Here is an 18,922-nt window from a genome sequence, read left to right as displayed (position 1 = left end):
GATATTATAATTATGAAAAATTTTAAAATAACATTTTTGAGTTTAATTCTACTACTTAATTTAGCAAGCTGTGATAGTTTTGTGGATGTTGAAAAACCTAACTCACAGCTGACTGGCAATACCATTTTTGAAGACAAGACGACAGCCAATGCAGCGATTATTGATATTTACTCAAAACTCAGAGATACAGGATTGTTGACAGGTTCTACCACTGGCTCAGGAGTGTGCCTTGGACTTTATGCAGATGAACTTATTTATTACGGAACAAGTGACGACAATGTTTCATTAATATTTAATAATACTTTGCTTTCAACGACTTCAATTGCGTCGCAATTGTGGAATGAAAGTTACCATCAGGTTTATTGCGCTAATGCTGTAATTTATGGTTGTGAGAATTCAACATTACTCTCCACGGCTGATAAAAATCTGTTTATTGGCGAGGCCACTTTTATTAGGGCTCTTGTACATTTTTATTTATTGAATCTGTATGGTGATGTGCCGTATATAACTTCGACTGATTATGAGGTAAACCGCTTGGTTACAAGAATGTCTGCAACTGAAGTATACAATAATATCATCTCCGATTTGCAACAGGCAACTTCTTTATTGCCTGAAGCTTATACCACTCCCGATCGCGTTCGGCCTAACCGTTCGACTGCGTTGGCTTTGTTGGCACGTGTATATTTGTATAATGGCAATTGGACAGAAGCTTCAAACACAGCTTCTGCTGTCTTAAATAATGCGGAGTATGTTTGGGAGACGGATATTGATAAGGTATTCTTGAAAGATTGTACGGCTACTATTTGGCAGTTTTCTCCAAAGTTGAGTGGTAATAACGCTGATGAAGGTTCTGTCTTTGTATTTCAGACAGGACCGCCGCCTTTTGTTGGTCTTAGTGCTGACTTGTATAATTCTTTTGCCAGTAATGACTTAAGAAAAAGTCATTGGATTTCAAGTGTAACGGATGGTTCTAATACTTGGTATCATGCTAATAAATACAAACAAAACAATAATACTGGGACTTCTGTGGAGTATTCGATTGTGTTTAGACTGGCTGAGCAATATCTTATTCGAGCTGAAGCAAGAGCAAGACAAGGAGAATTGAGTAATGCCAAACAAGATTTGGATATGGTTAGAAATTTAGCCGGATTATCAAATACAACAGCATCAACCCAAGCTGAAATTATAGACGCAGTTCAAAAAGAAAGGCGACATGAATTATTTACAGAATATGGGCATCGCTTTTTTGATTTGAAACGAGATGGATTGCTGAATTCTGTCTTACCAATTGTAAAATTGGGTTGGAACAGTACCGATGTTGATTGGCCAATACCAGAGAAGGAACTATTGGCTAATCCGAACCTTACCCCAAATCCCGGTTATTAATGAGAGTCTCTTTATTGCCGACTCTTTATGGTGTGATCGTCATAATTTTAATTGGGTTAGTACCCTGCCCTGTAATAGGACAGGTGCTAACTAAAAAGCATGTGACGGAAGCCGATTATGGTTTATGGCATAGAATGGCAGAAGAGCAATTGTCTGAAAAAGGCAATTGGATCAGTTATCGCTTTTTGTACCAGAATTCTATTGATACGACCTTTGTCTTGAATACCGGGACTATGCAAAAGTTCGTTTTCCCAAATGTACTCTCTGGACAATTTGATGGAGAAAGGAGTTTCGCATTTATCAAAAAAGAAGGATTAGTAATCTTTGATTTGAAAATTGGTAGGGAAAAGTTATACCAAAATGTAAGTCGGTATGAATTTACGGCTGATGGGCAGTATTTGGTTACATTAGAAAATGAAACTACACTTGCTGTTAGAAAGAAGGGACTATTATTTGAGCGTATTGTAAATGTAACTTCATATGTATGGAATAGCAATAAAACAAAGTTGGTTTATTCGACTGCGGAAAATGGAAAAGGTTCTGTAGGTTGTTTAGATTTTAAAAACACTCTAAGCAATCAACAAATTATGAAACCAACAGCACAAGCTTTTGAAGTTTTTAAGTGGCAAAATAATGGAAATTCTATTGCTTTTTATGGCGTTGATAAAGGCAATGAGGCGGTATGTTATTATGATTTTGAAACAAGTCAATTATTTACTTTGAAATCTTCGGATGTTATTTTTCCGTCGCAAATGAAAATTGCTCCCGACCAAAATATTGAGTTGAAAGTTTCTCGTGATGGTAAGAAAGTATTCTTTGGTGTTTCCTCAATTGTTGAAAAAGACACTACCAAATATTCTAGCGGTCTGGAAGTTTGGCATACAAAAGACAAGGTGCTTTATCGTGAGCGAGCGCTGCGAGCAAGTTTGGCTTATCCGCAATTTTTAGCTGTTTGGTTGCCTAGAGAAGGAATAGTTAAACAGCTTAATTCGGAGCAACAAAAATGGGTTGTTTTGAACGGTAGTCAAGATTATGCTCTTGTGGCTGCTATTGACCAATATGAACCTCAATATAAAATGTTTGCAAATATGGATTATTACTTGATGGATGTAAGAACAGGCATAAAAGAATTGGTGCTTAAAGAACAGACTGGTTATGACAGTCAGCTTGATTTTTCTCCTGATGGCAAATATATTACATATTACAAAAATAGTAATTGGTGGATTTACAACATTGTGAAAAAATCACATACCAATCTTACCAAAGATTTAAACGCTAGTTGGGATAATCGAATCAATGATCCTGGTCAGGAGTTGCGCTTGTGGGGTCAGACGGATTGGACGAAAGATGGAAAATTTATCTTGTGTTGTGATTATCATGATATCTGGGCGATTTCTCTTGATGGCAAACAACGTAAAAGACTTACTAATGGAAAAGAAAAAAACTTGAGGTTCAGATTTGATACTTCTTCAATTTCTAATGCAGAAGAGTTTAATTACTCGAATACGGGAACTTTTATCTATGATTTGTCAAAAGAACTTATTCTGACTGCGTTTGATTTGTATAGTGGTGCAAGCGGTTATTATCAATTGCAACCTACTAAAAAACCACAAGCTCTAATAGTTGACGATGGGATGGTTACCAAATATAAAAAATCAAAAAAAAGTAGTGCTTTTGTATATGTGATACAACGTTTCGATTTTGCACCAACATTAATGTTTAAGAATAATGGTTTGAAAAAGATAATTGTTCAGAGTAATTCGCATCAAAAGAAGTATTATTGGGGTAAATCGGAAATGATACACTATAGCGATAGTAGAGGAAAACCATTGAATGGTGCACTGTTTTATCCTGCTAACTATGATGCAACTAAAAAAGTTCCTTTGGTTGTTTATATTTATGAGATCGTTTCTAATGATTTGCACAAATATGTAAATCCGAGCTTTGATAATATCATAGGTTTCAATATCTCTAACTTGACGACCAATGGCTATGCCGTTTTATTGGCTGATATTGCCTATGAAAAGGGAAATACAGGCTTTTCGGCAGCTGATTGTGTAACTGCTGGTGCCACAAAAGTGGTACAAATGGGAGTAGCAGATGTAAAAAAGATTGGATTATTTGGACATTCGTTTGGTGGATATGAAACTAATTTTATACTTACTCAAACGGATTTATTCGCTACTGCAATAAGTGGCAATAGTGTTTCGGATATTATAACACATTATTTTAATTATAATAATGATTGGGGCTCAATTGACAGCTGGCGCTATGAGAATCAACAATTGCGGATGGGTTTTCCGTTTTTTGATAATAAAGACGCTTATTACGCCAATTCACCTTTACAAAACGCTGATAAAATTACTGCTCCTTTACTGACGTGGACCGGAAAGTTGGATGAAAATATTAGACCAGAACAGTTAGAAATCTTTTACGCCGCATTCAGACGATTAAAAAAAGAAAACGTTATGTTAGTCTATTCTAGTGATGGGCATGTTCTATTTAATCCAAAAAATCAGGAAGATTTGACGTTGAAAGTGAAGGATTGGTTTGGTCATTATTTGAAAGATGAACCTAAGAAAGAATGGATGAAAGCGGATTTTGAAACCAATTAAAACAATATGCAGTTTTCTCTTGAAAACTGCATATTTCTTTTTTTACCTAGTGTGTAACTCTGTAAAGGTTCACACTACATGCATTTGCCGAATTTTTCAGCCACACTTGTCTAGGAGTGGTTTCATTAGACATACATGCCTGACTGCCTGCTGTAGCACAATCTACAGTAATCGGAAGACAGTTTGCCGGCGATGGATTTTGGATAAATCCGGAAATCAGTACAGTTTTTTTTGCTTCTTCTATTTTAGCATTGTTTGTACTAACAGCTCCGGCACTTGCCAATGTGAATGCCAATACTGGCAAGATCACTTTTAAGATGTTTTTCATGGTAATCGAATTTTAATTATTTTTTTGACTTACTCTTTTTTACAGGTTTTCAGTCTCGTTCCTGCCACTGATCAGAATAGATTTTAATATTATTTATTGGTATCGAAATATTTCTTACTCAACTCGTATTTGTGTAATTGATGTCCGATTATTGCATATAGATTGGTCCCAATTACAAACATTTCTTTCAACTTGGTTTCGTCTATATCATAAATGTAGATACTTGAGAGATAGGTGTCCCTTTCAATGTTGTATACATCTACAATCGAAGCTTGTTTCCACATTTCTTTGGGCTCGAATCGTCCAATTATCTTGGAATTTACAAATAGCAAATTGTTAGAAACTGTCGTCAATTGATTTACTGTTGCCGGAAGTGATGCTATTTTTCGTTGTCCTGTTTCTTTTATGTGTGCTACTTTTAGTTTGGCTTTCGTCGTGGTGTCGATGGTATTTCCACGATGGATTAGGTCGAGGTTGGTATCGGCAATGATGAATTGGTTTCGGTAGTAATAGGTATAGATTAATTTTTGAGATTGTCTGTCAAACTGCATTATTCCGTCAGTATCGAAAAAGCCATCTATTTGTTTTTGTAACAGCTGAGGTGCATAGTTTACTTGTAAACTGTCTTTGAAAGTAAACGTTCCTAAAATGTTATAAAGCGTTTTGAGTTGTTGTGCCCGAAAGGCTATTTTATCTGGAGCAATGATTTCTGCTTTTGAGAAATAGTAGTTGTTGTCGTACATTACAAGTTTTGCTTTCCAATCGGATAAATTGCCTTTGTAGATAACTGGTACCGTACCATCCATCAGATAGAAATAAGGCGGTGCAATTCTGACCTGTACTGAAGCGAAAGGAAAGTCTTCTCGTTCCAACTGTATTTTATAATGGCGTTTTGTTTTTAAAATAGTATCGTATGCAATTATATGTAATGGTGCCTCGCTATCTCCGAAATAAATGTTGCTACCATCAGTTCCCGCAAAGTATTTGGAATTGTTAGTTAGTTCTGCTTCGGCTGTTTTAGATGCTGCACCTTGGATAAATCGTCTTATGAATGGATTTTCAAGATGCATAGTGCGTTCGGAATAAAGATATAAAGTAACAATCGCACTCGAGCCCATTATTGCTATAATCGCCAGCTTTAAAATTGTTTTGAATTTATTTTTTGAAATTAATAATGACGCTATTGCTGCCAGAATTGTAAAAGCAATATTAAAAATTAGATGTTCTTTCCACCCCAGTTTCTCTAATATGCCACCACACGAACACGGAACAAATGAGGAATAGTTCAGAATGACGACTATATATGCCGTGAACATTATCATTAATACAAAGGAGGATAAAAGCCCAACAAATCTTGTCGTTGGTATGGAAAGAAAAAGAGCGATTACGATCTCTACAATTATAACCAAATAAGAAACAATTCCTGTATATGCGCTTAATAATGGAGATTGACCGAGCTGTGCCTGGAAATTTTGAAATTCGAGTAACTTGCTAAGTGATGCATAAACAAACAGTGCAATGTAAAGCAAGCAAATTATTTCAACTATCGTATTTTTAAAAGATGCTGATATTTTCATGTTCTCCCTTTTGCCCCAACAGTAATCTAGAATTGACAATGACTTTCATGTATACTCTATCAGTGTAACAAATGAGGTGTCGTTGCTATCTAATTATATATTAGTGTTTTATAAAGCTAAATTATTTCAAATAAGTTATAGAGTTGTTATTAAAACCGATCCAAAATGTATAAAAACCGATCCATTTTCATTCAATTAGATGAGGCATAAAAAAAGGCTGACAAATGCCAGCCCCAACAATAAATTATCCTTGCTTACCTTTTTAGTTCCAGCCTTCGGATGTCTTTTTTCAATTCTATAAACATTTCTTCGATACTGCCTGGAATAATACTGACCCTTTTTTTGTCATTTTTACCAAGATTACATTTGTACTCCCATATCTGGTCAATTTCAGATGCTTTGACTTCATAAGGCGCATAAAAAGATTCGTCTGATTCGACCACGAGCAAGTTCTTTTTGTTTTTATTCAAACGCTTGTAGACGATTCCATCATTTTTAGTCATGATGATGTAGGTTTTGCCATCTACAACTTCCCCAAGTTTTTCTACATATTTGCCTACTATCACATCGCCATCTTCATGAGGAGGCATTGAATCCCCATCTACGGTAAATCCCCTATGCAGGCCTGGACCTAAAAAGGGTAATGAAATTCGGGGAAGGCTTTCAATATATTCCGGATCGGAATATCCATTCATGTAGCCCGCTTTGGCTTTTTGTGTGACAATTTCTATAAAATTGTCTCCATCGTTATTTACAATAACCGGCAGCAGCACCCGATTATTTTCAAGCTTAACCAACTCGTCAATCTTAACTTTCCTTACATCAACACACAGCAGGATGTCAATGCTGATCTGATAATATTTTGATATTCTTTTCAATATCTCATATGGAGCTTCAGAGGTCCCGTCTTCGTATTTGGCATACCTTCCACGCGTTATTAGAAGGCTTACAGCGACTTTTTCCTGCGAAATTTTCTTTTTCAGCCTTAGGGATCTAATGTTGTCGGAAAATAAAGACATGTTGTTTTTGTTACGATTTGTATCAACAAATATAATTTATTTGTTACAATCTGTACTAATTTTGTCTGGTACAAAAATGAAAATTATGGGAAGGGCAATTGTACATATGGATCTGGACACTTTTTTCGTGTCCTGCGAGAGGCTGACCGATTCAAGATTGAATGGTATCCCTCTCATTATTGGCGGAGGTGAAAGAGGTGTTGTAGCGTCCTGTTCTTATGAAGCGCGAACTTTCGGAGTGCGCTCTGCAATGCCTATTAAAATGGCTCTGAGACTATGTCCGCAGGCAAAAGTGATGAAGGGTGATATGGAGCTATATTCCAGATTATCCCATACCGTAACTGAAGTGATTGAGGAAAAAGCTCCTGTCATGGAAAAGGCCAGCATCGATGAATTCTATCTTGATATCACTGGTATGGATAAATTCTACGGTTCCTATACTTGGACCAATGAACTGGCACAATCCGTTACAAAGGAAACGGGTCTGCCTATCAGTTTTGCTTTGTCTGTCAACAAAACGGTTTCCAAAATTGCAACTGGTGAGGGAAAACCCAAAGGCAATCTGGAGATCCCGGAAGATATGGTAAAACCTTTTCTAAATCCCCTTTCCATTAGAAAGATACCAATGGTTGGCGATGCCACTTTCCAGCTGCTATCTCGTATTGGCGTTAGAAATATCCAGACACTTTCAGAAATGCCAGCCGAAGTATTGCAGCAGATGATTGGCAAAAATGGAATTGAGTTGTGGAAAAAAGCAAACGGAATAGACAATAATCCCGTTGAACCTTACACGGAACGTAAGTCAATTTCTACCGAGCATACCTTTATGCAAGATACTATTGACATTAATATGCTTAAAAATATACTTCAAGGCATGGTAGAAAAACTATCCTTTCAGCTTCGTTCGGAAGAATGGCTTACTTCAACCGTTGTAATAAAGATACGTTATGCAAATTTTGATACCGAGACCAAGCAGTGCAAGGTTCAATACACTTCTGCAGATCATATCCTGATTAAGAGTGTTACGAATCTCTTTGATAAATTATACCAGAGAAGAATGAGTCTTCGCCTGATCGGAATCCGTTTCAGTGGTTTGGTGCGTGGCACTTATCAAATTAACATGTTTGATGACACAGAAGAAATGCTTTCGCTCTACCAGGCTATGGACAGGATGAAGACCCGATATGGCTTTGATGCTGTTATGCGTGGAGGTGGTGCTATCTTTAAGCCTAATAATAAGGCTGAAATATTAAAAAGAAAAAAGTAAGCCATGTACCTCAACTGTCATTCTTTCCACAGCCTTCGCTATGGTACCATCCCTGTTGAGGACCTGGTACAGCAGGCCGCGCATTACGATGTAAAGGCAATGGCGCTGACAGATATAAATACGGTCACGGGAATTTATGATTTTATCCGATTATGCCAGGCCGCAGAAATAAAGCCTTTGGTTGGAATTGAGTTCCGCTATGAGCATACATTACGGTATATCGGTCTAGCAGTAAACCGTGAGGGACTTGGGGAGATGAATCGGTTTTTAACGCAGCACAATTTTGATAATTTGCCACTGCCGGCACAAGCTCCCGCATTTGAAAATGTTATAATTATATATCCTTTTGAAAATGCACCTCTAACCTTGAAAGAACATGAGTACATTGGAATAAAGCCTGATGAGATTCTATTGTTATTTCACGAGAAATGGAAAAGCAGGCTTGAGAAAATGGTACTGTTACACCCGGTCACTTTCAGGAATAAGAAAGAGTATAACCTTCATAAGATATTGCGGGCCATCGACCTCAATATTTTGGGTTCTAAATTATCACCGAAGGATTACTGCAGCAACTTAGAGACAATGCTGCCGGTTTCACAACTACTGGAAAAGTATGCACAATATCCTGCTATCATTCAAAATACTCAAAGTATAATTGATCGATGCAATTTTGAATATGAATTCGGAGTACCGCGCAATAAGAAATATTATACAAAGAGTCGTAATGAGGATATGGATCTGTTGCGGCAAATTGCCATGCAGGGCATGCTCAAAAAGTATGGGGCAGATAATGCAATTGCTGCCGAACGCGTAAACAAAGAGCTAAAAGTTATCGAAGAACTTGAGTTCAGCGGTTACTTTCTTATTACCTGGGATATTATTCGCTATAGCAACAGCATGGGCTTTTTACACATAGGACGCGGCAGTGGTGCTAACAGCATCATCGCATACTGTCTCGGAATTACCGATATCTGCCCTATTGAACTGGATTTGTATTTTGAACGCTTCTTAAATGTAAACCGTAAAAGTCCGCCGGATTTTGATATCGACTGGTCATGGAAAGAACGCGATATAATACTCGAATATATTTTCAAACGCTATGGCGCGGAGTATGTCGCTTTTTGCGGCACAAACGTTGAATTTAAATACAGGTCTATATTCCGGGAGGTCGGCAAAGTTTTCGGCCTGCCGAAAGAAGAACTTGATGTCTTGGCTAAGAACCCGATGGAGCTTCATGATAGCAATAAAGTAGTTAGGATGGTTCAGGACTATGGAATGATGCTTGAGAAATATCCCAACCAAAGGAGCATGCACTCGTGCGGTATATTGATATCTGAAGAGCCTCTTACTAATTTTACAGTTCTGGAAATGCCTCCAAAAGGATTTCCGATCGTTTTATTCGATATGCATACAGCCGAAGATATCGGTTTTGAAAAGTTTGATATATTGAGCCAGCGTGGAATCGGCCACATTGATGATAGTGTCAAGCTGATACGCAAGAACCGGGGTATTAATGTTGATATCCGGGATACTTCCATTTCCAAGAATGAGACTTTATCAAATGAATTTTTAGGTAAAGGAAAAACTATTGGATGCTTTTATATTGAAAGCCCGGCGATGCGCGGTCTTCTCAGAAGGCTAAAATGTGATAATTATAAAACGCTGGTAGCGGCATCATCGATTATTCGTCCTGGTGTTGCCCAAAGTGGTATGATGAAGGAATATATTTTCCGACATAATAATCCTAATCAATTTGAATATTTTCATGAAGTATTTGAACAGCAGCTTGGTGAGACCTATGGCATAATGGTATATCAGGAAGATGTAATAAAAATTGCGTTGCACTATGGCGGGCTTCCCGCAGCAGACGGCGATATATTACGTAGGGCCATGAGTGGTAAAGGGAGATCAAAAGCTGCCCTTCAGAAAGTAAAGGATAATTTCTTTGCCTGCTGTAAGCAAAAGGGACATCCTTTAGAACTTAGCCAGGAAATTTATCGCCAGATAGAATCCTTTGCCGGATATTCTTTTTGCAAAGCTCACTCGGCATCTTATGCGGTGGAGAGTTATCAGAGTCTGTATCTTAAGGTTCATTATCCGGTTGAATTTATGGTTGCGGTAATCAATAACCAGGGAGGTTTTTACAGGACTGAAGTGTATGTACATGAAGCAAGGATGTCTGGCGCCGTCATCCACAATCCTTGCGTAAATAAAAGTGAATATGAGACCACTTTATATGGTGTTGAAATTTATCTCGGGCTGATGCATCTTGAAGGACTTGAAACTAAAATTGCTCAGAAAATTGTTTCGGAACGAGAGCTAAATGGAGAGTACCGCTCATTGGAAGATTTTATTAATAGGATACAGATCGGGATTGAAAGTATCCAGATACTGATATTTATTGGAGCATTTCGATTCACTGGAAAAACCAAAAATCAATTGCTGGTAATTGCTCGTTTAATATTAGTCAATTTTAAACCGGAGAACAGAAACCTTATGTTGCTTCAGGAACCGGTTAAAGAATATAGTCTCCCTAAACTCGAACGTTCAGAATTTGAAGATGCCTTTGACGAAATTGAATTGTTAAGTTTTCCCGTTTCATGTTCACCATTTGACTTGCTTCAAACAAAATTCAGAGGGGATGTACTGGCTAAGGATTTATTACAGCACCATAAGAAGCAGGTTCGTATGTTAGCCTACCTGATTTCCCGCAAGCATGTCCCAACAAAAATGGGAGCCATGTATTTTGGGACGTGGATAGATGCGGAAGGGGAATTGTTCGACACTGCGCACTTTACGGGAAGCTTAAAAGTTTATCCTTTTCAAGGTGGTGGATGTTATTTGCTTTTGGGAACAGTTGAGGTTGACTATCATTTTCCTACTATAACTATTTCCAAAATGGCAAAAATGCCTTTTATATCCGATCCCCGCTATTCCAACGCAGATGAGAGGCAATTTAAAGTACATGAGCAGATTAAGGAAGATGTTAGTATGACTCATAGACAGCCGTATCCACAGGAGCATGAAATAGGTTTGCCTCGTCATAAAATGGTCAAACATGGCTAAATTCCCAGAGAATTATATCAGCACGGAGGCTTTTATTGTATTACGATAATTAGCGGTAGTTTAAGCGTGTTGGTAAATGATTTATAGTTGCTGCAACACTAAAAAGGCTGTTAAAAATAAGTCTTAATCCTGACCAATCATGTTCCGGCTGGAGAGAACCTTCATTTATAGTAGTTTGTACCTTTTTTGTAAAGTTTTTTTGCAGTTCTCCTTTTCGGGAAATTTCGCCTTGATATGTATTAATTTGCTGTTCAATACTTTTCCATTCTACAGTTGCTAACTGATTATCCGCACCGGTCAAGACATCAATACCTAAGTACATTTCAATGCTGCAGGCGCGTCCATTGACGTTTTGATTCGTTTTTCCCTGTGCTCCAACAGTTGGATAATTTTCAGCAATATCAATTGAAGGAAGTGTCATTATTCTAAAATTAGCAGGTAATTTTCTTTTCTTTAGCCTCTCAATAGCAGCGACACCTGCCGCGTCATAATCAAAAATTGCTATAATCTTGTTGGTTATCCCGGCTGCTGCAAAAGACTTTACTGTTTTTTCAAGCATTGCTGATCCCCCTTCGGCTTTATAAGTGTCGAAATCCAAAAATGAGAAGTAGCTTTCTACTTTTGGATAAAGTAGTTTCAGCGATGTGCTTAATATATTACTGTCTGTAGTACCTTCAGTAAGAATGATAATTTTTTGAAATTGCAATGTTGAATCAATATGGGCCTGTGCAGTGCCTGCACAAACAGGTTCATTCTCTGTATAATATCCAGAACTTACGAGTGAAGTAATGTCTAAAATTAATTCTGAACAAGATTCCACTGCTTCCAGTGCGCCTCTTAAGAAATATCCCATCCCAATATTAGGGTAGCCTAAATACAGATCTTCATCTATATCATTATATTCAAGAATAAATCGATAGATATCATCTATCTGTGCAAAATCTTCGTTATAAATATTAATGTTATTATCGAAAATATATCTAATCAAGGTTAACCAATAATTGAACCCGCCATTTTTTAAACTTAGCAGATGCATTTCATCATTATTTGTAAATTCAGCGGATACTTCTGAATTGTATTCCTGTTTGAGTCGTAAAGCATTATCCAGGCCAGCTGTATACTCATTTTTAACCTTTTCAAGAGTATAACCCATAATTTCAAGACGTAGCTTTAATGTCTCAGCATTAACAGCATATTCATAGTTTGGTACTTCGTCATTATCTGTAATTGGTTCTGTATAGTACAAATTGTATGGGACTGAACGGCTACGTTTGTCATCCTCATTAAAAAGGCATGACCAGAATGTATCAATGTAGCTTTTAGATTGATCAATTTCATAACCTCCTAAGGTTAATGATGAGTAACTTCCCATAGGCTTTTGTTTTTTACGTTATTTAAATCATTACGCCATTATATGAAAACAACGCTGTTAATTAAGTATTATTAGTTACAAATGTACTATATAAATGCTCCATTCTTTTCCAAATAAATGCTTGTAATTGGTGTCAAATAATCATACCAAATTAATATGACTTGTAGGAATTTGTTACAAGACAATTTAATTGTACTTTTAAATTTAAAAAACGAATAAGATTGAATACTCAGACTAAATATATGATTGATTTCTTTAATGATAACTATGTACCATTAACAGTTTATCATTTGAATCAAGAAGATAAAATTACATTAGGCAGTGCAACAGAGAAGGTATGTCGATTTTGCAATAAGGATGAAAGCCAGACAACTTTTAACACTATTGCTCATGCCATTCCTGAATTTATTGGAAATAAAAAACTCATTGCGAATTATGAGTGTGATACTTGCAACCAAAAGTTCTCCCGTTTGCTTGAAAGCCACATGGGTAATTATATGAATCTTTGGCATACGATGACACAAGTGAAGGGAAAAAGAAGCGTTCCATCATTTAAAACAATCAATGATAAATCTAGAATTGATATAGGGCCTGAAAATGTGAATATTGCCGAATATACCGATGATAATATTCTTAGCGTTGATGCAGGAAAGAAAACAATAATAATTACTGCTAAAAAAAGATCATATGTTCCTATTGCTGTTTATAAGACACTTACAAAAATGGCACTTACAATTATGCCTGAGAGTGAACTAAAAGATCATAAAACAACGATGGCTTGGATTAATGAAGAAGACCATCAGGAAAGTCCGCAAGATTTGAAAAATCTTATTGTACTAATGTCTATTGCTGGGGGTGTAAGACCAATACCGTTTGTTAGCTGTATGCTTTTCAAAAGAAAAGAAAATCATAAAGATTCTGTTCCTAATATGCTTTTTCTAGTCGCGTACAGTAATTTTATTTTTCAAATCTATTTACCCATGAGTGAAGCCGATTTAAAGCTCCAAGGAGGCACAATGGATTTGACATATTGTCCAACCTTTTTAGATTTGGAAGGTGTCCACCTTACTCGAAAAAAATTAGACATGAGCAGCAAAATTAAAGTTGTAGAGGAAGAAGAAAAAATTGAAATGCAATTTGAAGATATGAAGGAACTTCCTGTTCCACCAGTAACGGATGACGAAAATGAAGATTGATTATTTAAATTATAGTATATGACCCCGGAGGAAAAGGCAAATTATATTGATTTATTTTTAAGAGGGCTTGCTGAGTCCTCTTTTGCTAGTTCGTTGGCAAATGTTCTTGAATTGAGCCAACTGCCAAGTGAACAGAATAGACTCAAGTTTAAGGCATTGGAATATGAATTAGAAAAATTAAATTTAGTGGAACTTATTAGAGGACGAGATAATTCAACGCTGAATGGTCAATGTGAATATTTTATTAGTGACATTGGGATGGATTACGTTATAAACAACAAATCGACAATAGATTTATTTAAAATAGCAAAAAGTACTAAAATGGAAAAAATAAATTGGGTAAGAGCCTACAATAGATTATTTAAAATTATAAATGGACCAGCTTATATGACAGGTTCCGCATTTTTAGACATTGCTCGTGAAGTTGACGACTCAATTCCAAGTTATAAAGTTTATATTGAAGCAAGGAAATCTTCTGATAAAAGTCAAAGCAGAAAAGATTTCTTTTTTGATGTGATTGATCAAATGCCAGAGGATTTGAAAGTAGAGTTTTTTGAGTCAATGATTAAAGACTTGGAAAAAAAAGTACCAGACGAATTAGAGGATTTAAAAAGTTTGTTTGGCACGACGGAAACTGTTATTAAAAAACGTGAAATTCCAAATAAGAATCTTCCTGTTGAATTTTATAATGATGTACTTGATACTATTTATAAATCTTATCGTGGTGCAGAACAAAAGACCTCAATATATAGAGGAAAGGGTGAAGAAGATTTAAGAGACTACGGGTTGGCATTTCTTGAATCTAGATATGTAGGTGCAGTAGCAGCCGGTGAAGCTTTTAACAAGGAAGGTAAAACAGATATTATTCTAAAAGGTGACGATGGAAGTAATCTGTTTGTAGCCGAGTGCAAAGTATGGCATGGCGCTGGGCAGTTTCATCAAGCGATTGACCAATTATTCGGTTACTTAACATGGAGAGATACAAAATCTACCCTAATATTTTTTGTTCCGAATGCAGATTTTAGCAGTATTTTGGTAAAGATCAAAGATGAAGCGAGCAAAAGTCCATATTTTATAAAGCATGTAAGAGATAGAGAGGAAACAAGCTTTTCTTATATTTTTAAACATAAAGACCATCCGGACAGAGAAGTTCAAATAGAAATAATGGCATTTTCATTTCCCACTAATTAAGGATATAATTATGATATCGGAAGATTTAATTTGGTACGCAGCGTATGGTTCAAACCTCTCAGAGGAAAGATTTTTATATTATATAAATGGCGGCGCACCAGTCGGAACAACACGGAACTATACGCCTTGCGCAGATTTAACGCCACCTCGAGAAACTCGTCCGTACGAGATTAATTTTGAACTGTTTTTTGCCCGTCATGCAGATTCGTGGAACGGAGGAATAGCATTTATTGGAAATGTACAAGATAATGAAATTATTACTTTGGCTAAATTGTATTTGATATCTAAAACGCAATTTAATCACTTAGCAAAACAAGAAACACAAACTGCTGGAGTTGTAAATATTGATTTTGAACAGGCTGAAAATGAAGGCAGAACAGTATTTAAAAAACCTTCTTGGTATGGGCTTGTTATGTTTTTAGGACACGTAGAAAATATACCTGTTTTTACGTTAACGGAAGAGAGGAAAATTGAAAGTTTCACAAAGCCTAGCGAAAAGTATTTAATGACGATTGCATCGGGACTTAGACAGACACATAACTTATCGAATGATAAGATTTTTCATTATTTTTCAAATAAAAAAGGTGTCGGTGAGTATTATAAATTCTTTGAATTGTACGATGTAATAAATGAACGAATTGATCAGGCAAAGGAGTATATGCGTATAATGCTCGATGACTATGCAAAAGAATTTAGCAGTATGCCTGAAGGTGAATTAAAAAGCCAAAAGAAAATCGAAATGGAAAACCTTATGAGGCAATATTATGGTGAGATTCGCATAGATTATCTTGGAGAATCTTTCAACTAATTCTTTTAAATTAAGCAAAATTATAGCAATACCAAAGAAATAATTTAGCTATTTCTTTGGTATTGCCTCTATAAAAGTTATGATTAAATCTTTAAAATAAGTTACATTTGTTTTGCATTCCTGTATAGCAAACAACATGAGCACTAATAATTCTAATACAATCTTTACAAAACTTAATTTAAAGGAATATGAGCGTAACTTATATGCTGTTGACACACCATATAGTGACAATCAGTTAGAATATTACAGGATTCAAGCTAGTGTTGTTGGTGCTGATTTTTTTTACTGTTTTAATAGTTTAGTTGACAACCATCCCATACCCTTTATCTACATTTATGATGAGAGAAAAGATATTCAACTTAGAAATCTTGACCTTGTAGATATAAATAGACAGTTATGGACATTGGGTGAGATTGCTTTAGCTGTTATTGTTTACGACGATGGTTTTAAAATAATCGATACAAGAAATCCTATAAAGAGCGATTCAGAACCAGCCTACTTGGATGGGTTATCTTCTACAATTAAAGAAATTGATTCAGCACTTAAACATCGCATTTTCGAAGGGTTGATTCTTGAGGAATCTCCAGCTGATTACGTAAGTGTTTCTCCTTATCAGAAATTACTAAACCATATAGAAAATGAAATTCTAAAAAAGAGCAAAACGATTGGTTGCGAGCCAAATTTGTTGAAAAAATTACTGGTAAAATTTATATTAATAAAATATCTTGAAGAGCAAATTGATAATTCAGGAAATAGCGTTTTCGAGAGGGACTTCTTCAGTAGATTTATCAATGATGGTGTTAATAATACACTTTTTCAAGAAAGACCAACTTTCTGCGACGTTCTTCGGGGTAATAAGATCAGTGACCTACTAAATTTTCTTAATGATAAGTTTAATGGTGGGATTTTTAATATTTCTGAAAAAGAAGAAATAGAACTGAAAAGTGCTAATCTTAATATTATTGCCGACGCCCTTGATGGAAGCATAGATCTTCACGGCCAGATGTCAATTTGGAAGTATTACGATTTTAACTTACTGCCGATTGAATTCATCAGTCGTTTATACGAGAGATTTGTGACGTCGGTGGATGGAAAGCAAAAGAGTACAGGTGCTTATTACACACCCCCTCACTTGGCACGCTTATTAGTTGATGAACTACTGCCTTTCGACAAGGAAATCGATTTTACGAATTTCAAAATTTTAGATCCCTCATGCGGATCTGGAATTTTTCTGGTCTTAGCTTACAAAAGGTTGATTACACTTTGGATGTTGAGAAATAATAAGCAGGCCATTGAAGGAGAGGAAGATATAAAAGAAATAAAAACAATTCTCTCAAATTGCATATTTGGAGTAGATATAAATGAAGATGCCTTATCGATTACAGCCACTTCATTACAAATAGAATTATCCAGTCATATAAGGCCTAAAGAAATTTGGGAGAGTCTAACGTTTGACAATCTTGAAGTAAAAGGTAATTTAGCTAATCTTGGTTTTTTTAAATGGTATAAAGAGACCAAATTAAAATTCGATATTATAGCTGGAAATCCCCCGTTTAATATATCTCCTAGCGAAGCAAAGGAAAATTTAGAATCAGGTAAAGACCAGGACTTTTCTCAAGAAAAGTATCTAGACTACAACCAAAAGATTCAAGCATTTCCTGATAATAATCCTGCGCTAATTTTCCTTCACCGATGTTTGGATACTTTATTAAAAGAAGACACTGGATTACTTTTTATGGTAATGCCAGCGTCAAGATTTCTTTATACTTCAAAATCATTTGAATACAAGAAAACCATCGTCTCAAAATGGAATTTAGAGAGAATATACGATTTTACTCCCTTGAGAGAGCATTTATGGGGTAAAACTAAAATTGCAACAATTGCTGTAAAAATCAACAATAGTCAAATTGTAAATTCAGCGATTCAACATATCATAGTTCGTAACTCATCAGCTAATGAAAGAGGTTCAATTCGTTTCCAGATTGATAAGTATGATAAATTTCAAGTTCCTGTCAGTTTTATATTTTCCAAAAAGTCAATTTGGAAAGTCAATTTACTTGGTGGCGGGAGGCTTGGTTTTTTCATAGAACAGTTTAATCACTATGCAACAATTAAAGATTATTTTCATGAGAATGATTTTAGTGCAAATATTGGCTACACACGTGACAAATATGTTATAAATAATCAAAAGCAAAGAGACGATGGTCAAGTAATTAATCTTAAAGGACATAGTATTTTAAATTCTGAACTTTTTTGCTCCGATACTTTAACAAATGAAGCTGTGACAGTTGGTCTAACTGACGATTGGGTACGTGTACCAAAGAATGGTTTTAGGCCTCCGAATATTTTGATGAGATTAAATATAAACGTAAATCTTCCTATTGTTTATAATAAAGAGGTATTGATGATTCCTAATGGAGTTGTTACTATTCAAGCACAGGATATAAGTAGAATGCAAGATTTTGTTACATCCTTTAAAAAAAACAGAAATCTTTATGTTTTTTTAATTAAGGCATTATCTCCCAAGGCATATATTCAACAAGGTGGCGGGTACAGCATAAACCTGCAGGATATAACCAAGCTTCCTATAAATTTAGATGAAAACGGATCTATTATACCTTTTCGTTCTTTTGATTCACAGGAAAAAATACTAATGGAAGAAACTGAATTGATTGCAAGTAGCTTAAATAAGTCAAATGCCGATATATTTAAAGTTATTGACAGTTCTGTCTTGGAAAAATATGCTCAAACCTTTTGTGAAATTTTAAATCTTACCTACGAAAAACAAGACTATAAATTTCGCCCGATTAGACAGTTATTAGCTGATGAGTATGTTTGGGTAACATTTGAACATACTAATAAGGATAATCCAATAGAACAGCGTTTTACCGATAATAGCAAACGGGAATTTGAGAAGATTCTCTTGGATGATAATACAAGTAATTCTTTAATTATAAATAGGATTGTTGTTTACTATGGCAATAATAATCAGATCAGTTTTATAAAACCTAATAAATTAAAGTATTGGATGCGCAATATTGCATACCGTGACGTCGAAAATGTTAAAAGTGAAATGTTTATTAACGGATATTAAATT

The 18,922-nt window shown here is 35.6% G+C and carries 12 protein-coding genes; 8 read left to right on the top strand and 4 right to left on the bottom strand.

All coding sequences use genetic code 11. The annotated features are described in order from the left end of the window. The first annotated feature begins 12 nt into the window (after positions 1–12). Together ACODST_RS04525 and ACODST_RS04520 are read left to right on the top strand one after the other, a co-directional pair. On the top strand, positions 13–1,386 hold the full coding sequence (locus tag ACODST_RS04525) for a RagB/SusD family nutrient uptake outer membrane protein (RefSeq protein ID WP_488930918.1): 1,374 nt from the start codon (positions 13–15) through the stop codon (positions 1,384–1,386). Next, positions 1,386–4,001 carry a S9 family peptidase gene (locus ACODST_RS04520; protein WP_488930917.1) on the top strand — a complete coding sequence of 872 codons (2,616 nt, stop codon included), beginning with the start codon at positions 1,386–1,388 and terminating at the stop codon, positions 3,999–4,001. Before ACODST_RS04525 ends, ACODST_RS04520 begins: the two co-directional genes overlap by 1 nt. A gap of 46 nt (positions 4,002–4,047) precedes the next feature. Here the strand turns inward: ACODST_RS04520 and ACODST_RS04515 are convergent, their stop codons facing one another. The 3 genes from ACODST_RS04515 to ACODST_RS04505 all read right to left on the bottom strand — a co-directional run bounded on the left by ACODST_RS04515 (position 4,048) and on the right by ACODST_RS04505 (position 6,925). Next, positions 4,048–4,329 (bottom strand): DUF6520 family protein, encoded by a 282-nt coding sequence (locus tag ACODST_RS04515; protein WP_488930916.1) that lies wholly within the window; start codon positions 4,327–4,329, stop codon positions 4,048–4,050. Positions 4,330–4,418: 89 nt separating this feature from the next. Beyond that, complete coding sequence (locus ACODST_RS04510) at positions 4,419–5,906, bottom strand: MauE/DoxX family redox-associated membrane protein (protein WP_488930915.1); 1,488 nt, start codon at positions 5,904–5,906, stop codon at positions 4,419–4,421. Positions 5,907–6,160: 254 nt separating this feature from the next. Next, on the bottom strand, positions 6,161–6,925 hold the full coding sequence (locus ACODST_RS04505; protein ID WP_488930914.1) for an XRE family transcriptional regulator: 765 nt from the start codon (positions 6,923–6,925) through the stop codon (positions 6,161–6,163). 85 nt (positions 6,926–7,010) lie between these two features. On the opposite strand from ACODST_RS04505, the gene dinB reads away from it, so the two are divergent. Further along, on the top strand, positions 7,011–8,192 hold the full coding sequence (gene dinB / locus ACODST_RS04500; RefSeq protein ID WP_488930913.1) for a DNA polymerase IV: 1,182 nt from the start codon (positions 7,011–7,013) through the stop codon (positions 8,190–8,192). Between the two features lie 3 nt (positions 8,193–8,195). Further along, the gene (locus tag ACODST_RS04495; RefSeq protein WP_488930912.1) at positions 8,196–11,258 is read left to right on the top strand and encodes a DNA polymerase III subunit alpha; all 3,063 of its coding nucleotides are present in this window, start codon (positions 8,196–8,198) and stop codon (positions 11,256–11,258) included. A gap of 49 nt (positions 11,259–11,307) precedes the next feature. On the opposite strand, the gene ACODST_RS04490 is transcribed toward ACODST_RS04495, so the two are convergent. Further along, a complete protein-coding gene (locus tag ACODST_RS04490; protein WP_488930911.1) occupies positions 11,308–12,630 on the bottom strand; it encodes a HEPN/Toprim-associated domain-containing protein in 1,323 nt (440 codons plus the stop codon). 221 nt (positions 12,631–12,851) lie between these two features. Here ACODST_RS04490 and ACODST_RS04485 point away from each other — a divergent pair, with 221 nt between their 5' ends. From ACODST_RS04485 to ACODST_RS04470, 4 genes are all read left to right on the top strand, one after another. Further along, positions 12,852–13,826, top strand: coding sequence for an HNH endonuclease (locus ACODST_RS04485; protein WP_488930910.1), 975 nt, complete (start codon positions 12,852–12,854; stop codon positions 13,824–13,826). 18 nt (positions 13,827–13,844) lie between these two features. After that, entirely contained in the window at positions 13,845–15,017 is a 1,173-nt protein-coding gene (locus ACODST_RS04480) for a hypothetical protein (protein WP_488930909.1), read from the top strand. Positions 15,018–15,027: 10 nt separating this feature from the next. Continuing rightward, a complete protein-coding gene (locus tag ACODST_RS04475; protein ID WP_488930908.1) occupies positions 15,028–15,825 on the top strand; it encodes a hypothetical protein in 798 nt (265 codons plus the stop codon). A 136-nt stretch (positions 15,826–15,961) separates the two neighbouring features. Beyond that, positions 15,962–18,919 carry an HsdM family class I SAM-dependent methyltransferase gene (locus ACODST_RS04470; protein ID WP_488930907.1) on the top strand — a complete coding sequence of 986 codons (2,958 nt, stop codon included), beginning with the start codon at positions 15,962–15,964 and terminating at the stop codon, positions 18,917–18,919. The last annotated feature ends 3 nt before the right edge of the window (positions 18,920–18,922 follow it).

Source organism: Flavobacterium sp. FG19, assembly GCF_057809475.1.
This window is presented reverse-complemented; position numbering and strand designations above follow the sequence as displayed.

Coding starts and splice junctions, on each gene's coding strand:
- ACODST_RS04525 (WP_488930918.1), top strand. CDS start 13: ATGAAAAATTTTAAAATAACATTTTTGAGTTTAATTCTACTACTTAAT.
- ACODST_RS04520 (WP_488930917.1), top strand. CDS start 1,386: ATGAGAGTCTCTTTATTGCCGACTCTTTATGGTGTGATCGTCATAATT.
- ACODST_RS04515 (WP_488930916.1), bottom strand. CDS start 4,329: ATGAAAAACATCTTAAAAGTGATCTTGCCAGTATTGGCATTCACATTG.
- ACODST_RS04510 (WP_488930915.1), bottom strand. CDS start 5,906: ATGAAAATATCAGCATCTTTTAAAAATACGATAGTTGAAATAATTTGC.
- ACODST_RS04505 (WP_488930914.1), bottom strand. CDS start 6,925: ATGTCTTTATTTTCCGACAACATTAGATCCCTAAGGCTGAAAAAGAAA.
- dinB (WP_488930913.1), top strand. CDS start 7,011: ATGGGAAGGGCAATTGTACATATGGATCTGGACACTTTTTTCGTGTCC.
- ACODST_RS04495 (WP_488930912.1), top strand. CDS start 8,196: ATGTACCTCAACTGTCATTCTTTCCACAGCCTTCGCTATGGTACCATC.
- ACODST_RS04490 (WP_488930911.1), bottom strand. CDS start 12,630: ATGGGAAGTTACTCATCATTAACCTTAGGAGGTTATGAAATTGATCAA.
- ACODST_RS04480 (WP_488930909.1), top strand. CDS start 13,845: ATGACCCCGGAGGAAAAGGCAAATTATATTGATTTATTTTTAAGAGGG.
- ACODST_RS04475 (WP_488930908.1), top strand. CDS start 15,028: ATGATATCGGAAGATTTAATTTGGTACGCAGCGTATGGTTCAAACCTC.
- ACODST_RS04470 (WP_488930907.1), top strand. CDS start 15,962: ATGAGCACTAATAATTCTAATACAATCTTTACAAAACTTAATTTAAAG.